At 70.8% G+C, this 15,362-nt stretch carries 19 protein-coding genes; 5 read left to right on the forward strand and 14 right to left on the reverse strand.

Annotated features, from left to right (window positions below; genetic code table 11):
• Positions 1-19: 19 nt before the first annotated feature.
• Positions 20-928 (reverse strand): HFX_2341 family transcriptional regulator, encoded by a 909-nt coding sequence (locus P1Y20_RS00750; RefSeq protein ID WP_304446740.1) that lies wholly within the window; start codon positions 926-928, stop codon positions 20-22.
• Positions 929-1,042: 114 nt separating this feature from the next.
• On the reverse strand, positions 1,043-1,717 hold the full coding sequence (locus P1Y20_RS00755; RefSeq protein ID WP_304446741.1) for a helix-turn-helix domain-containing protein: 675 nt from the start codon (positions 1,715-1,717) through the stop codon (positions 1,043-1,045).
• Between the two features lie 267 nt (positions 1,718-1,984).
• On the opposite strand from P1Y20_RS00755, the gene P1Y20_RS00760 reads away from it, so the two are divergent.
• The gene (locus tag P1Y20_RS00760) at positions 1,985-2,560 is read left to right on the forward strand and encodes a GNAT family N-acetyltransferase (protein WP_304446742.1); all 576 of its coding nucleotides are present in this window, start codon (positions 1,985-1,987) and stop codon (positions 2,558-2,560) included.
• 1 nt (position 2,561) lies between these two features.
• On the opposite strand, the gene P1Y20_RS00765 is transcribed toward P1Y20_RS00760, so the two are convergent.
• The 7 genes from P1Y20_RS00765 to P1Y20_RS00795 all read right to left on the reverse strand — a co-directional run bounded on the left by P1Y20_RS00765 (position 2,562) and on the right by P1Y20_RS00795 (position 8,474).
• The gene (locus P1Y20_RS00765; RefSeq protein ID WP_304446743.1) at positions 2,562-3,608 is read right to left on the reverse strand and encodes a methyltransferase; all 1,047 of its coding nucleotides are present in this window, start codon (positions 3,606-3,608) and stop codon (positions 2,562-2,564) included.
• The gene (locus P1Y20_RS00770; protein ID WP_304446744.1) at positions 3,609-4,244 is read right to left on the reverse strand and encodes a hypothetical protein; all 636 of its coding nucleotides are present in this window, start codon (positions 4,242-4,244) and stop codon (positions 3,609-3,611) included.
• A gap of 153 nt (positions 4,245-4,397) precedes the next feature.
• On the reverse strand, positions 4,398-5,798 hold the full coding sequence (gene hemA, locus P1Y20_RS00775) for a glutamyl-tRNA reductase (protein WP_304446745.1): 1,401 nt from the start codon (positions 5,796-5,798) through the stop codon (positions 4,398-4,400).
• Positions 5,795-6,439, reverse strand: a complete 645-nt coding sequence (locus P1Y20_RS00780; RefSeq protein ID WP_304446746.1) for a precorrin-2 dehydrogenase/sirohydrochlorin ferrochelatase family protein — start codon at positions 6,437-6,439, stop codon at positions 5,795-5,797. Before P1Y20_RS00780 ends, hemA begins: the two co-directional genes overlap by 4 nt.
• Complete coding sequence (gene ahbB / locus P1Y20_RS00785; protein WP_304446747.1) at positions 6,436-7,542, reverse strand: siroheme decarboxylase subunit beta; 1,107 nt, start codon at positions 7,540-7,542, stop codon at positions 6,436-6,438. The genes P1Y20_RS00780 and ahbB overlap by 4 nt, the downstream gene beginning before the upstream one ends.
• A gap of 82 nt (positions 7,543-7,624) precedes the next feature.
• Positions 7,625-8,071 (reverse strand): DUF63 family protein, encoded by a 447-nt coding sequence (locus tag P1Y20_RS00790; RefSeq protein ID WP_304446748.1) that lies wholly within the window; start codon positions 8,069-8,071, stop codon positions 7,625-7,627.
• Between the two features lie 46 nt (positions 8,072-8,117).
• Entirely contained in the window at positions 8,118-8,474 is a 357-nt protein-coding gene (locus tag P1Y20_RS00795; RefSeq protein ID WP_304446749.1) for an SHOCT domain-containing protein, read from the reverse strand.
• A 142-nt stretch (positions 8,475-8,616) separates the two neighbouring features.
• Here P1Y20_RS00795 and P1Y20_RS00800 point away from each other — a divergent pair, with 142 nt between their 5' ends.
• Complete coding sequence (locus P1Y20_RS00800; protein WP_304446750.1) at positions 8,617-8,775, forward strand: hypothetical protein; 159 nt, start codon at positions 8,617-8,619, stop codon at positions 8,773-8,775.
• 23 nt (positions 8,776-8,798) lie between these two features.
• Here P1Y20_RS00800 and P1Y20_RS00805 read toward each other — a convergent pair whose 3' ends face one another.
• Together P1Y20_RS00805 and P1Y20_RS00810 are read right to left on the reverse strand one after the other, a co-directional pair.
• Positions 8,799-9,194 (reverse strand): DUF5778 family protein, encoded by a 396-nt coding sequence (locus P1Y20_RS00805; protein ID WP_304446751.1) that lies wholly within the window; start codon positions 9,192-9,194, stop codon positions 8,799-8,801.
• Between the two features lie 103 nt (positions 9,195-9,297).
• Entirely contained in the window at positions 9,298-9,492 is a 195-nt protein-coding gene (locus tag P1Y20_RS00810) for a cold-shock protein (protein WP_304446752.1), read from the reverse strand.
• Between the two features lie 94 nt (positions 9,493-9,586).
• Here P1Y20_RS00810 and uppS point away from each other — a divergent pair, with 94 nt between their 5' ends.
• Complete coding sequence (uppS, locus tag P1Y20_RS00815; RefSeq protein ID WP_304446753.1) at positions 9,587-10,504, forward strand: polyprenyl diphosphate synthase; 918 nt, start codon at positions 9,587-9,589, stop codon at positions 10,502-10,504.
• 129 nt (positions 10,505-10,633) lie between these two features.
• On the opposite strand, the gene P1Y20_RS00820 is transcribed toward uppS, so the two are convergent.
• A complete protein-coding gene (locus P1Y20_RS00820; protein WP_304446754.1) occupies positions 10,634-11,242 on the reverse strand; it encodes an undecaprenyl diphosphate synthase family protein in 609 nt (202 codons plus the stop codon).
• Positions 11,243-11,359: 117 nt separating this feature from the next.
• On the opposite strand from P1Y20_RS00820, the gene P1Y20_RS00825 reads away from it, so the two are divergent.
• Together P1Y20_RS00825 and P1Y20_RS00830 are read left to right on the forward strand one after the other, a co-directional pair.
• Positions 11,360-12,700: a DUF92 domain-containing protein gene (locus P1Y20_RS00825; RefSeq protein ID WP_304446755.1), complete on the forward strand. Its 1,341-nt coding sequence runs from the start codon at positions 11,360-11,362 to the stop codon at positions 12,698-12,700.
• Complete coding sequence (locus tag P1Y20_RS00830; RefSeq protein ID WP_304446756.1) at positions 12,700-13,146, forward strand: GNAT family N-acetyltransferase; 447 nt, start codon at positions 12,700-12,702, stop codon at positions 13,144-13,146. Before P1Y20_RS00825 ends, P1Y20_RS00830 begins: the two co-directional genes overlap by 1 nt.
• 23 nt (positions 13,147-13,169) lie before the next feature.
• Here P1Y20_RS00830 and dnaG read toward each other — a convergent pair whose 3' ends face one another.
• Together dnaG and P1Y20_RS00840 are read right to left on the reverse strand one after the other, a co-directional pair.
• Positions 13,170-14,612 carry a DNA primase DnaG gene (dnaG, locus tag P1Y20_RS00835; protein ID WP_304446757.1) on the reverse strand — a complete coding sequence of 481 codons (1,443 nt, stop codon included), beginning with the start codon at positions 14,610-14,612 and terminating at the stop codon, positions 13,170-13,172.
• A 190-nt stretch (positions 14,613-14,802) separates the two neighbouring features.
• Positions 14,803-15,060, reverse strand: coding sequence for a GNAT family protein (locus P1Y20_RS00840; RefSeq protein WP_304446758.1), 258 nt, complete (start codon positions 15,058-15,060; stop codon positions 14,803-14,805).
• Positions 15,061-15,362: the final 302 nt, after the last annotated feature.

Raw genomic sequence — 15,362 nt, forward strand, 5'->3', positions numbered from 1 at the left:
TAGAGGAGCACGTCCGGTTCTACAGCAACGCGTCCGGTTCGTCGTTCGCGTGCGCGCGCACCCAGAGGCTCCCGATGCGCGAGAGGCGCGTCCGGTAGGACTTCCCGTCCTCCTCCTGTTCGATGTAGCCCTTCCCACCGGGGCCGAGTCGGTCGACGTTGTAGATGACCTTCGAGCGGAAACTGTCGGTGTACTCCTCGCCGAGTTCGCGCGCCAGCGTCCCCGCGAGTTCGCTCACCGACTCGAACTCGCCGTGTTCGCCCAGTGTGAACAACACGAGTTCCTCGAAGGGCTTGACGGAGGAGAAGGAGGCGACGGGCAGTTCGACGATGTGGCGCTCGCCGATGCGCTTGGCGCCGATGGTGGTGCCGCGCTCGTCGAACTCCGAGAGCAGGTCACGGGCGCCCTCGACACGCTCCGCGACCCGCTCGTCGTCCGTCTCCAGGTCGGCGAGCAGGTCGACGCTCGCGCGCAGTTCCTCCGCGAGTTCCGTCTCCAGGTACTTCTCCGGGGCGGTGTAGTACGTGTGGACCCGGTCGCGGTCGGCCTGGCGCTCGACGCCGATGGAGTGGGCGGCGGTGGCGAACGCGAACGACACCGTTCGGGGCATTGAGGCGATGTTCACCCACACCTCGCCCTCCTCGCGGCCCTCGCGGTCGAGTTCGGCGCTGATGCGGTCGTACGCCTGCTCGAAGGCCGTGTCGTAGTCGTAGACGTCCTCGATGCGCAGGCGCTCGGTCTCGGCGCCCAGCAGGTTCGAGAAGTCGCTCTCCAGTTTCGAGGCGAGTTCACGCGAGTACTCGACGTTCGCCTCGCTCCCCACCGCCCCCTCCAGCAGAATCACGCGGTCCACGTCGAGTCGGTCCCGGACGAGCGGCGCGATGAGCCGGTCGTAATCGAACCCGACCGGGACGATGTGGGTCTGCATACGGGACATGGCGGCGGGGTGTTTATAAATAATGCCAGCTTCCGTACCGCTCAACTGAGTCGTCGTACGGTTCGTCCCTGCGCCGTCACGGGACTCGGTACCGTTCCTCGACGTCTACCCCTCGACGTCGACGGTGGCGTGGACCAGCGCGTTGATGGCGCGGCGCAGGCGTTCGGAGACCGCCTGGTGGGAGATGTCCATCCGTTCGGCGAGCGTCGCGAGGTCCGTCCGTCGCGGTATCTCGTAGTAGCCCTCCTCGACGGCGTAGGTCAACATCCGGTACTGTTTCTCCGTCAACCCCAGTGGCTCCCGGTCCTCGCGCTCGCCGACCTGCTCGAACTTCCGGACGAGTCTGAACCCGAGGTCGTGTTCGGTACAGAACGCGTGGAAGTGTTCCAGCGCGTCGTGGTCCGGGAACGTGACCTGATAGCTCCACCCGTCCCCCGTTCCGACGCACCGGTGGATGATGCCGCCGACCGCCGCGATGGTCGGGTAGATGCTCCGCGCGCGCCCCTCGCCGACCTGCTCGACCTGGTAGAGTCGGCGGTCGCTGAACTCGATGAGACGACGCGGGGCGGTCACCGTCGGGTCGTCGTACAGCGTCGCCTCGAAGGCGTCGTAGTCGTCCGTCTCGACCCAGCACAGGAGCAGTTGCTCGCCGTTCGGGGTCACGTCGGACTGTTCCCAGAGGACCTCCGCGGTCGGACACCGGCGCAGGGTCCACAGGAGCGTCGGCTGCTGGAGGGTGAACCTGACGATGACCGGTTCGTTCCCGCCGTCGTCCGCCATTGCTAGCTTCATCGGTCCACAAGCCGTTTATTAAATGTGACGCCGACCCGAATCCCCCGATGACGACGGTCCGTGGCTCCGCCGCGCGAGGGGTGCCCGTCGTACGCACTGCCCTCCCACCGTGAGAAGCCCCAACCCTTAAATCGTGGAAGCGAACAGTAGCGACAGAGCTGACCGATGACCCGCTTCTCCCGGTTCTGAGCCGACTCGCGCGACGTCAGCCGACACGTTCGCCGTACCGCCAGCCGACCGCGTAGCGACCACCACATGCCAGGACCCACGTTCGTCGAGTGCGACCGCATCGACCTCAGAGTACCCGAGGAAGCCGACCGCCCGTTCCTCACAGAGGGGGTGAACCACCCGAAGGTGCGCCGGTACATCACCCACTTCCGGCGTCCCCACACCGAGGAACGCTACCGCGAGGAGCGCTGGCCCCACGACACCAACGAGGACGGCGTCACCCTGCTGCCCGTCCCGCGGGAGGGCGAGTTCGCGGACGAACCGGTCGGGTCCGTGCAGTTGGCGCCCGTCGACGAGTCGCGCGGGTGGGCCAACCTCGGCCTCTGGTTCCACCCCGACGCGTGGGGACGGGGGTACGCCCTCGACGCCTGCGCGCACCTCCTCGACTACGGCTTCCGGGAGCTCTCGCTGCACCGCATCTCCGCGACCGTGATGGCCCCGAACGAGGGGTCCAGAACGCTCTGTGAGCGCCTCGGGTTCACTCACGAGGGGACCGTCCGCGAGGCGCACGTCTTCGACGGCGAGCGCGTCGACGACGAGAGCTACGGCCTGCTGACCCGTGAGTGGGAGGGACCGGGGGCCGTCCTCGACGGGGAGCGATAGCTCACGCCGCGCGCCGCGCCCGGAGCACGCTCACGCCGGGGACCGTCCGCAGGTCGGTTCGCGCGGGCGGCCCGAACCCCGCGTCCGTCAGCCACTCGCTCACGTCCGCCGCGTCGTGGGTGTGCCCGCCGAGCGTCACGAGGTAGTTGAGGTCCTCGAAGGCGAGCGCCGTCTGGCCCAGCGAGGTGGGGGCGCTCCCGCCGAACTGATCCAGGACGACCACCTCGCCGTCGAGGGCGATGGCGTCGGCGACCCGGGCGAGTAATCGGCGGTTCTCGTCGGCAGTGTGCGCGTGCAGCACGTTACAGACGAGCGCCACGTCGTACCCGGACCCCAGGTCGTCACGGAAGTAGTCGCCCTCACGCGACTGGACCCGGTCGCTCACGCCGACGGCGGCGGCGACCTCGCGCGCGAGGTCGAGCGCCGGCACCCGGTCGAAGACGGTCGCCCGGAGGCCGGGGTGGGCGCGACAGAACGCGGCCGCGAAGAGGCCGTGACCGCCGCCCACGTCGAGCAGGTGGTGGGCGCTACCGAGGTCGGTTCGGCGGACGAACTCGGGGACGACCACACGGGCCGCACCGAGGAATCCCGACTGTGCCGCCCGCCAGCGCTCCGGGTCCTCGTCGAACCACTCGTAGATGGTCTGTGGGGGCGCTCCCTCCCGAACCGCGGTCTCGAGGTGTGCGTCCCAGAACGCGAAAACGAGGTCGTTCCAGAAGGTGAGCCACGGCCCGACGTCCGTCTCGCCAGCGACCAGCCATCGCGTCGTCATCGGCGTGTTCTCGACGAGGTCGCGGTGACGAGTCACGTAGCCGAGGCGGTCGAGGAACCCCACCAGGACGGAGAGGCCGGCCTCGTCCGTCCCCGTCGCGCGAGCCAGTTCCGGGAGCGACAGTGGACCGTCGCGCAGCGCCTCGAAGACGCCGAGGTCGATGGCCGTCGCGACCGCCCGCGCCCCGGCCGCGCCGACGAGGTCGAGCGTCGCGCCCGGCCCGCGGTTGAGTCCAAGGAGGACGACCCGTTCGAGCGCGGTCGGGACGACGGGCACTCAGACCTCCACGGGTTCGGCTATCGTCGCGTCGTCACGCCAGAGGGCGTACCCGAGGACGGCCCACGCGAGGCCGAACGGGAGGGTGAACACCAGTTCGACGGTCGACCCGGCGGCGTCGAGGGCGAGGGCGACGACGACGGCGAGGGGGATACTCGACACGAGTAGCACACCCCCGAGGCGCGAGGGCGTCCCGGCGCGCAGGAGCGTGACCCCGTAGCCCGTCGCGAACAGGTAGCCGAGCAGCATCGAGAGGAACCAGACGGTCCCTCCGAGAGTCGCCTCCTCGGGGGCGAGCGGGTCGGGGATGGTCGTCGTCGTGTTCAGGACGAGACCGACGCCGATGCCGACGACCGCGAGTCCCGTCAGCGCGGCGAACGCCGTCCCGGGACGGCCGTACCGGTGGCCGTAGCGAAGGTGGTAGCCGGCGATACCCAAGAGGAGGAGGACCACGGCGAGGAGGCCGAAGAGACCCCCGAGTGCGGCCGCGACCGTCCTGACCGGCGTCTCCGGGAGGAGCGTCGAGAACCCGTAGAGCACGCCTCCGACGAGGCCCGCGCTCCCGGCCGTGTGCAGTCGCGTCTCCGTCCAGCGTCCCTGGGGCGCCTCGAGGGCGACCCGTTCGTACCGAGCCATGTGAGGTCTCCGACTCTCCGGTGCGCTCGATGGCGACCGACAGAATCGGGGAGCGATAGGCGTCGCTCGCTCATGTCAATTGCGGAAAATTACCTCGAAACTCGGACGTTCGAGGGCCGACGCGCCGCCGTTCCGTCGGCGCTCACAGAGCGTTCAGTCGTCGCTCAGTTGTTCGAGGACCGCCGGCGGCATCCCCTCCCTGACCGGTTCCGGGATGTCGTCGACGGTGACGCCCTCCGGGATGGCGGGTCGACCGTCCTCGCCGCCGACCGGGCGGTCGTTGTGCGGGTCGAACAGCTGGATTGCGGTGTTGATGGTGCTCCAGTCGTCCTTCTCGGCGGCGTCCCGGAGGCTCTTGGTGGGGGCGGCGAGCAGTTGGCCGACGAGCGCGTCGGCGAGCGAGTCGAGGATGTCGTACTGCTCCTCGGTGAGGTCGGGGCCGTCGCTCGCCTCCAGGCGCGAGCGCGCGCGCTTGACCTCGCGGTGTTTCATCCCCTCGGCGCCCTCGTACATGGCGGCGATGACCTCGTCGGCGCGCTTTCGCTTGTACTGCGAGAGGAGGTTGTCGAACTCGCGGTCGATCATCGCCTCGACCTCGCGGGCGGCCGCCTCGCGCTGTTCGGTCGTCTCGTCGGTGACCGACTGGAGCGCGTCGAGGTCGTAGACGGTGACGGTCGAGAGGGCGTCGACCGCCGGGTCGACGTCGCGCGGCTGGGCGATGTCGATGACGAGCGTCTCGCCCGCGCCGCGGAGGACGTCGCCGTCGAGGACGTGGCGGTCGGCCCCGGTCGCCGTCACGACCACGTCCGCCTCGGCGACGGCCGCGGGGAGCGCCTTCAGGCCGACGGCGCCCGCCTCGACGTCGAGTGTCCGGGCGACGTACTCGGCGCGGTCGACCGTCCGGTTGGCGACGAGCAGGCGGTCGGCGCGCTTGGCGAACGCGCGGGCGGCGAGCGACCCCATCTCGCCCGCCCCGACGACGAGCGCGGTGGCGCGAGAGAGGTCGAGTTCCTCGCCGGCGACGCGCGCGGCGGCGCTCCCGAGCGAGACGGCCCCCTCGTTGATGGCCGTCTCCGTCCGGGCGCGCTCGCCGACGTGGACCGCCTTCATCAGCGCGTCCTCGAGGACGGGCCCGACGCTCCCGAGCGACCGGGCGTCGAGGTAGGCGTCACGCAGTTGGCCCAGTATCTGGTCCTCGCCGACGACGAGCGACTCCAGGCCGCAGGCGACGCGCATGAGGTGTCGCAGGCTCTCCTCGTGGCTCAGCTCGCGGCGGGCGTCGACCGGCACGTCCAGTGTGGTGGTGGCGTCGACCGCGCGCTCGCCGAACAGCCGGTCGAGGGCGGCTCGCCCCGTCTCGGGGGCGTCGGCGACGACGTACGCCTCGACGCGGTTGCACGTCCGGAGCGCGAACGCCTCGGTGACCCCCGGCGTGGTCAGCAGCGACCGGACGACGTCGTCGCGGTCGACGCGGCCGGCGCTCTCGATGGCGTCGAGGTCGGCGGTGCGGTGTGAGACGCTGACACCGGCGATGACGCCGCTCCCGACCGTCACGGCGACTCACCCAGTTGCGCGGAGACGATTTCGTCCACTATCTGTTCTGCCTTACCCGTTCCTGAACCTAAAGTCTTCCAAACGCGGTCGGACTCCGCGACCGCCCGTACGGCCGCCCGGCGGCGCTCCGGCGGCTGTTCCTCGCGCAACCGCTCGCGGAGGTCGCCGGTCAGTCGCGCCAGTTCGCCCGCCCCCTCGACCTCGCGTTCGATGCGCCGTCGGAGGACGCGGCTCACCGCCGGACTGCGCCCGCCGGAGGACACCGCAACGACGACGGGGTCGTCGCGGACCGTCGCCGGGACGGCCACGTCGCCCGCCTCGCGGTCCCCGGAGCGGTCGGCGCGGTTGACGAGACACCCCCGCTCGCGCGCCGCGCGCGCGACGGCGTCGTTCAGGTCCGGGTCGTCCGTCGCCGCGACGACGAGCGCCGGCGCGACCCGCTCGACCCACGCGTCGGCGTCCACCGGGCGCGGCGCGGCCCGGACCAGCGAGGCGTCGCCGTACGGCCCGCCCTCGAACGCGGGGCTGACGACGACCACGTCGGCCTCGCGCGCGAACGTCCGCGCTCTGCGCGCGCCGACGCGCCCCCCACCGAAGACGAGCACGCGCCGCCCCGAGAAGTCGTGCAGGAGCGGTATCACGGCTGGGTGTTGGCGCTCGCGCGCTCGGCCATGCGGATGCCCGTCTTCTTCAGGATGCGCGTCGAGAACAGGGTGTCCCAGTCGCCCTCGCCGACGTCGCCGGACTCCGCCCGGCGGGCCGAGGCGGGTTCCGCGTCGACGTCCCAGTACGCCGCCATCACCTCGCGCACCCGCTCGACGCGCTCCGCGCTCTCGCGCTCGGAGCGGCCGTGGGTCATCGCGAAGAAGTTGTACGGCCAGACGCCCTCGTGGCGCGGCCGCCGGTAACAGTGCGTGACGAAGTCGAGGGAGGCGACCGCCGGGCCGACCTCGCTCACCACCTCGTCGGGGACGTCCCACACCGTCATCCCGTTCTCCGTGTAGCCGAGGGCGTAGTGATTCGGGATGACGCCGACGCGCCGGACCTTCCCTTCCCTGTCGAAGCGCTTCAGCGTCCGGACGACCCACCCCGTCTCCTGCCCGATGGCGTCGGCCACGTCTGCGTACGGTGTGGCGGTGAGCGGGAGGCCGCCCTGAATCTCCACGACGAGGTCGCGCTCGGCGGGCGTGAGCGTCGTCCGGTCGGTCGGTTCGACCGCCGGGCCGAGGTGCGAGAGGTCGACGTCCCCCTCCGGGATGGGCCCGTCGAGGAGGAACTTCGCCTCGACGCGGAACTCCTCGATTTTCGGGAGGTTGTACGTCGGCTGGCCGGTCTCGGCCTCGATGGCCGCGAGAACGGTCTCGACGCGGTCGGCGTCGGCCACCGAGACGACGAACCAGACGTTGAGGTGGGGGTGTTCGCGCTCGTAGTTGTGCGCCACCTCCCGGTGGGCGTTCACCGCCTCGACGACCTCGTCGAACTCGTCGTCGGGGGCGTGCATCGCCACGAGCGTCGCCGTCCCACCGATGGCCTCGGCGTTGACGAGGGCGCCGAAGCGCGTCAGGACGCCCTGCTCGTCGAGGCGCTGCACGCGCGAGAGGAGGTCGTCCGCCGAGACGTCGATGCCGCGCTCGCGGAGGGCGGCCGCCGCCGGCTCGAAGGGGCGCTCGACGACCGGGAACCCACCCTGGAAGGCGTTGATGACGGCCCGGTCGACGCGGCCCAACTGCTCGGCCGTAGTCATACTCGAAACTGGGAGCTACCGGGGTATAAGCCCCGCGTTCGCCCCCTGCGGTGCCGTCGCGTCGGTCGGCCCGACGTCGGCGTCAGGCGGTCGCGTACAGCCAGAGGTTACTCAGGCCGGGGACCAGCCCGAACGCCCCCGCCGCGAGGAGCGCGAGGCGGTCCGTCGCGCCGAGGGGACGTCGCGGGTCCGCGAGCAGGGCGACGAGCGCGACGGCGAGGCCGACCTTCAGGCCGACGAACAGCCACGCGCTCCCGAGGAGCGGGGCGGTCGGTAGCGCCGCCGTCGCGTCGAGAATCGACCGCGAGAGCGGCACCTGCTCGACGAACGACAGCACGTCGACGCCGACGAACGTCGAGACGGCGTCGAGCGTCTGGCCGAAGACGGCGAACAGGCCGGCGCATCCCGCGGTGGCGGCGACGGCGGGCACGTGGCGCTGGAGCACGAGCCAGGTCCCCCCGGTGAGGACGAGCGACGCGCAGACGGTGAGGGCGGCCCACCCGACGTTCGACGTGAGCGAAGCGGACACGGTTCGAGGGAGGACCCCCGGGGGCTTGAGTGCACGCCCTAGCGGGTTACCCTCGCTCCTCGCGGGTGAGTCGTTCGCGCCGGCGGTCGTACTCCTCGTCCGAGAGGTCGCCGCGAGCGTACGCGCGCCTGAGTTCCTCGACCGCGGGGTCGACCCGCGGCCGGGCGACCGTCGCCCGGTAGGCGAGGACGGCGAGCGCGACGAGCAACGACAGGACGAGCAGTTGCGCGCCGACCGCGACGGCCGACAGCCACCCCGGCGCGGTGCCGTATCCCCCACCCATCATCGGTCCCCCGGCGCTCATCGTGCCGGTCCCCATCATGACCATCGGGAGCACCAGCAACGCGCCGAGCGCGACGAACGCCAGCGCGACGATTCCGGCGAGTTCGGTCGTCGTAGCCATGTCTCGTTACCTCCGAGGACGCCACGTTCGTGGCGACCGCGAACTCTACGTACGCCGGCGGTAAGCGTCTTGTTTCCCGACCGGCGACGCGGTTCCCGGCGGTGTCGGCTGATTTTTATACCGAGGTGGGCTATCGTGGCGCATGAGTGTCTTCGTGGTCTGCGAGAACTGCGGCCGGACGGAGGAGTTCGGCGACGAGCACGCGGCGCGCTCGTCGGGGTGGGCGGAACTCTACATCGACGGCGTCGTCGGTCCGGCCAACCAGTCGGAGTGGAACGGCCGCTGTCCCGACTGCGTCTGACCGGCTCTGCCAGGGGTCCGGCGTCAGTCGCCCCGGACGCCCGTCACGCGGTAGCCGAGGTCCGAGACGGCCTCGCACAGTTCCTCCTGTTCGTCGGTCGCCTCGTAGTAGAAGACGACGTCGAAGGTCCCGTCGCGGAGGAGTTGCTGGCACTCCCAGACGAACTCGTCCTCCGCGATGGTGAGGCCCTGGTGCTGGTTCAGCCCGAAGCGCGGGTCGTCGTTGCCTGAGAAGACGTACCAGTCGCCCTTGTCGGCGAACTCGGCGATGACGTCCCCGACTTCGAGGGTGGTCTCGTGGAGGCGCGACTCCGCCTCGCTCGTGTAGTCGGTGTGGAGGATGAGGCCGTCGAGCTGGATGTCACCGGGTTCGAGCAGCGCCTTCGCGCGTTCGTACAGGTCGTCGTCGAGCGTCTCCATGGCCGAGACTCACCGGCGAACGGCTTACGCCTCACGGTCGCGGTCGCTCGTCGTGAGAGAAAATCGGGCCAGCGCGGAGCGCGCCGGCGTTGTTACCTCGGACTCAGAGTCGCTGCAGGTTCGTCGCCCGCGGGCCCTTGTCCGCCTGTTCGATGTCGAACTCCACTTCCTGACCCTCCTCGAGGTCGGGACCGCCGACGTCTTCCATGTGGAAGAACACGTCCTCGTCGGACTCGTCGGTAGTGATGAAGCCGTAGCCGCCCGTGTCGTTGAAGAAGTCAACCGTTCCGGTCGCCATTACGTACGGCATCTCGCGGTACCGATAGTAAAAGCCTGCGGCCGACGGCCGCGTGTCACAAGACTCATCACGCCGGCCGAACAGTGTGGGCCATATGCTGCGGCGGGTCAGACGACGACTGCAGGGCCTCTACGGACGACTCCTCGAACGCGAACTCTCGGGGACGCCGACGCACGTCGCCGTCATCCAGGACGGCAACCGCCGGTACGCGGACCGTCAGGGGAAAGGGACCGCCGCGGGCCACCGTGCGGGCGCCGAGACCACCGAGGCGATGCTCGACTGGTGTTCCGAACTCGGCATCGAGGAACTCACGCTCTACGCCTTCTCGACGGAGAACTTCGACCGGCCGCCGGCCGAACGCGAGGAACTGTTCGACCTCATCGAACGGAAGCTCTACCAGTTCGCCGACGACTCGAACGTCCACGAGGAGCGCGTCCGCATCCGCGCCATCGGACAGCTCTATCGCCTCCCGCCCCGCGTGCGCACGGCTATCGACTACGCCGAGGCGCAGACGGAGAACTACGACTCGCAGTACCTGAACGTCGCGCTCGGCTACGGCGGGCGCGCCGAACTGCTCGACGCCGCCCGCGGCATCGCCGGCGCCGTCGAGCGCGGTGAACTCGCCGCCGCCGACGTGGACGTCGAGGCGGTCGAGGAACGCCTCTCGGGCGGCCCCGCTCGCGCCGTCGACCTCATCATCCGGACCGGCGGCGACGAACGCACGAGCAACTTCCTCCCGTGGCACGCCAACGGCAACGAGGCGGCCGTCTTCTTCTGTGCGCCCTACTGGCCGGAGTTCTCCCGCGTCGACTTCCTCCGGGCCATCCGCACCTACCAGTCGCGCCAGGAGTCCTGGCAGCGTACCCGCACCGAACGCGCGCTCGCGCTGCTCACCGCCGTCGGCAGCGACGAGCGCGCGCGACTGCTCGGCCGCCTGCGCACGGAGAACGCCGACATCGACCTGCCCGACGAACGCGTCGAGGAGGTCGACATCGAACTCAAGGCGGACTGAGACGCTCGCGACGGCGTCCGGGTGCTCCGCTCAGGTGTCGCCCTCCGCCACCACCCCCGTCGAGCGTCCCGCGTTCGCCCGACGGCCGAACGTCCGCGAGACTCGCGTCGTCTGGACGCTTCGCTTCGCTCAGCGTCCATACCGCCGCTGTCGGTCCTGGTAGTCCCGTACGGCGCGGAGGTAGTCGCGCTCGCGGAAGTCACGCCAGTTGACGTCGGTGAAGTACAGTTCCGAGTAGACCGACTGCCATATCATGAAGTCGGAGAGCCGTTCGGCGCCGGTCTTGATGACGAGGTCCGGGGCCGTCGGGAAGACGAGCCCGGCCTCGATGTGCTCCTCGTCGATGTCGGCGCTGTCGAGGTCGCCGCGCTCGACGGCGTGCGCGACGTCGCGGACGGCGTTGGCGAACTCGGCGCGGCCGCCGAGGCCGATGCTCACCTGGATGGGCGCGTCCGCGCGCTCTCCGTCCTCCGGTCCGCGGACGGCGAGGGGTCGGGGGGCGTCGAGGCGGTCGAACGACCCGCGGAGCGTGGGGACGGCGGCCTCGTCGAGGACGGAGACGTACACCATCACGCGCTCGGCGCCGTAGTCGAACGCCCAGCCGAGGACGGACTCGAGCGTCTCGTAGGCCCCGGGTTCGAGGAGGTCGCGCTCGGTGATGACGAGCGCGACGGTCCGGGGGTGCCGGGCGCGGCTTCGGCCGATGCGAAGCGCGAGATAGCGGTCGTAGAGTCCCACGCCCCCCTCTGCACGACGGAGGGACCTAAGCCTCACGGCATGAGGCACGCCTTCGGCGGCCGATGACATTCATCGCTACCCGGGAGGGTTAAGTGCGCGTCGGGGGAACCGGGGGGCGTGGACTCTACCGTCCGGCGGGCGGGCGCGTTCGCGCTCGTCGGTGCGCTCTCGCTCGCCGTGCCCGCCCTCGCGGGACGCCTCGACCCTCCGGTCGCGACGGTGACAGCGGTGCTCCCGTTCCTGCTCGTCGCCGTCGCCGCCCTGACCGCGAGCAAGGGGGGCCGTCTGTTCGACCTGTTCGCCCGCCCCGGGGACCGCGAGGAGGGCCGACTGTACGGCCTCGCCGGGTTCGCGCTCGCGGCGGCCGGTCTCGCGCTCCTCACCGCCGTCGGCCTCCCGACGGCCGTCGTCGTCGCCACCCTCCTGCTCGTCGTCGTCGGCGCGTTCGCGGAGGCTGGGGTCCGAGGGCTGTGGGGGGACCCTTTCTACGCGGTGGCGGCCTTCGTCGCCGTGGGGTTCGGCGCGGGCGTCCTCGGTCAACTCGCGGCCGCTGCCCTCGACGTCGCCTCGCGGTTCGTCCCGCCGGAGGCGCTGTTCCTCGCGGCGACCGGGGCGCTGCTCGCGGCGCTGTTGCGCTCGATGCTCTTCGAGCGCGACGACCCGCTCGTCCTGCTCACCGTCGCGCTCGTGCTGTGGCTGTTCGACGACCTCGCGCTCGCGCTCACCCCCCAGCAGGTCGTCGTCGGCCTCGCCGTCACCGTCGCCCTCGGGTACCTCTCGTACGCGCTGGAGACGGCCTCCATCACCGGGATGCTCGCGGGGGTGTTCCTCGCGTTCCTCACCGTCATGCTGGGGGGATTCGGCTGGCTCGCGGTGCTCGTCTCCTTCTTCGGCATCGGCGGCCTCTCGACGAAGTTCCGCTACGAGCAGAAGCGCGAACGCGGCCTCGCCGAGGGGAACGACGGCGCGCGCGGGAGCGGCAACGTCCTCGCCAACTCGGCGGTGGCGCTCGCGGCCGTCCTCGGCGCCGCGACCAGTTCGGTGATCGGCCTCCCTGAGTCGGTGTTCTTCTTCGCGTTCGCCGGGGCCGTCGCCGCCGCGATGGGCGACACGCTCTCGTCGGAGGTGGGCGGCCTCTACGGCCCCCCGCGGCTCATCACCACCCTCGAACGCGTCCCTCCCGGCACGGACGGCGGCGTCACCTGGCAGGGCGTCGTCGCGGGACTCGCCGGAACGGCCGTCGTCGCCGGCATCGCCGCCCTCTTCTTCGACCTCGGGGTGGTCGCGGCGCTCGTCGTCGTGGTCGCCGGATTCGTCGGGATGACCGCCGACAGCGTCCTCGGCGCGACGGTCGAGGGGGGCGTCGTCGGTAACCAGGGCGTGAACTTCCTCGCGACGCTCGTGGCGGCCGTCGTCGCGGGCGCCTGCGCACTCGGTCTCCCCGCGGTGGCGCTCTGATGGCGTCCCCGACCGTCCGGTCGGCGACCCGGAACGACGCGCCCGCGCTGGCGACGCTCCAGGAGGCGACGCTCGCCGAACCGCAACCCGAACTGCTCTCGCTCGGCGCGGAGGGCGCCCTGCCGTGTCTCGTGGCCGTCGTCGACGACGGGCCGGTCGGTTACGTCCTCGCGGTCCCCGACGACGACGAGTGGTACGTCGCGGAACTCGCCGTCGCGGCCGACAGCAGGCGCTCGGGAGTCGGCACGCGACTCCTGGAGGCGGTCTGCGACCGGGCCGTCCGGACCGGGACGGGCCGGGTGTCGCTCACCGCCCGGGCGGACGACGACCGCGCCCGGGCGTTCTACGACGCGGTCGGCTTCTCCGTCGAGCGACGGCTCCCCGACCACTACGGGCCGGACGACGACCCGGTGGACGGCCTCCTGTTCGTTCGTCGCGTGGACTGAGAGAACCGGAGGGGAACGTGTGGTCAGTCCCGCGTTCGGAACTCCTCTGCCGTCCGGACGCGAACGCTCGTCGGCTGTTTGACGAACGAGCCCCTGCTCCGGCCGACGACCTGCCCGACGCCGCGCTGGGCGCAGACGTCGAGGAGGCGCTGGGTGACCTCCCCGTCGAGGACGACGGCGTCCGGGACGGCCTCGGCGTCCCGGACGAGGTCGAACGCCTCCTCCGCCTCCCCCTCCGAGAGCGGTTCGCAGTCGGCCGACAGCAGCCGCGCCCGGCCGCTCTCGCCGCCGACGACTCCCTCGACGTGTTCGGGGAGCGTCTCGGGGGCGACCGCGGCCGCCTCGTCCGCCCCCGAGTCGGGGGCGTCGTCCTCGACCGATTCGTCCTCCTCTGGTCCGTCCTCGACCGCTTCGGTCTCGGGCTCGGCGCTCTCGGTACTGGAACCGGCCGCCTCGCCGACCGTCGTGGCGGCGCTCGCGTCGGCCTCCTCGGCCGGTTCGGCCGTCTCGACGTCGGGCGACGGTTCGTCGCCGACCGACGGGGGGGTGGGTTCGGTGGGGGCGTCGACGACGGCCTCGCCCTCCGGGTCGGCGGTGGTGACCTCGGGCGGGGCGGGACGGGCGCTCCCGTCCGTGGCGGCGACGACGCTGGTGCCGCCGTCGCCGTCGAGCGCGTCGAAGGCGACCTTCTCGCGGAGCGCGCGCATGACGTCGCTGCGGTCGAGGTCCTCGACGCTGTGGCCGGCGGGTGCGATGGCGACGTAGTCGACGTCGCCGACCTGCGAGAGTTCCTTCAGGATGAGGTCGCCGCCCCGGTCGCCGTCGAGGAAGGCGGTGACGGTGCGCTCCTTGGTGAGGTCGGCCACGGCGTCGGGGACGTTCGTCCCCTCGACGGCGACGGCGTTCTTGATGCCGTAGCGCAGAAGGGTGAGGACGTCCGCGCGCCCCTCGACGACGATGATGGCGTCGCTGTCGGCGACGCGCGGGCCGGCGGGGTAGCCCTCGTACTCGGTGATGTCCTCGACGCGGATGGAGCGGCGGACCTCCTCGATGAGTTCCTGGCTGGTGAGCATCGACCCGTCGAAGGCCTCGCCGAGCAGTTGTTTCGCGCGGTCGACGATGTCGCGGCGCTTCGCGGCCCGGACGTCCTCGATGCGTTCGACTTCGAGGGTCGCCCGGCAGGGGCCGACGCGCTCGATGGTCTCGAGCGACGCGCCGAGGATGGCGGTCTCGACCTGGTCGAGGCCGCTCGCGATGGTGACGGTCCCGAACGACTGGCCGTGGCGGGAGTCGATCTCGACGTCTATCCGGCCGACCTTCGAGGAGTCCTGCAGGTCGCGGAGGTCGAGGTCGTCGCCGAGCAGTCCTTCGGTCTGTCCGAAGATGGCGCCGACGACGTCACTGCGCTCGACCACTCCGTCCGCAGTGATGTTGGCGTGGATGAGGTACTTCGCGGTGTCGTGCATGGCGTGATGGGTGTGATGGTGATGTGCGACCGGTCGGTCGCGTCGGTGAGGCGGGCGGTACCCGCGCCGTCCATGCGCGCGTGCATGGCATAGATATAAATTGTCACCGAGAGCCGTATAAAGGATGCGACACCGTTAGCCCGCAGTCGCTCCTCGCGGCGGTCGCGCCGTCGGCCCCCTGCTCGGGTGGTTACGAGGGTGTCGGAGCCTCTATCACCTGGAGGTCGGTCGCGGGGACGCACTGGACGCGTCCCCACCGGTCGGCCACCTGCGTCCGCGCGGTCCCGCCGTCGTCCGTCTCCCAGTCCGGCGGGGAGTCGCCGAGGAACGCCTCGACGAACCGTTCGGCCCGCCAGTGCTCCGTGAAGAACCGCTCCTGCCGTGGGTCGTCGTCGTGGGTTTCGCCGACCGCGGCTATCCACACGTCGACCATGTCGTCTGCATCCATGATAGGTCACGACCCCACCGCCGGGGTCGGACGACCAGATGCGGCCCTCCTATATAAATAGTGTTACACTATAGCACACGGTAGCGGGTGTAATCAGTCGGATAATGAGACTATAACGGGCGTTAAGACCCGTATACCAATCTACCAATGGCGAGTCGGAATTTACGTGGGACGCTGACAGCGAGGTCTGGTATCACTTCGCCCGCAGCGCGCGACGAGCGGGACGGCGCACTGCCGTCCACCCAAACGTACCTGTCATGGGATTCACGTCGTGTGTACCCCACTACGCCCCCTCCGCCTGG

Source organism: Halomarina ordinaria (genome assembly GCF_030553305.1).
GTDB classification, from domain to species: Archaea; Halobacteriota; Halobacteria; order Halobacteriales; family Haloarculaceae; genus Halomarina; species Halomarina ordinaria.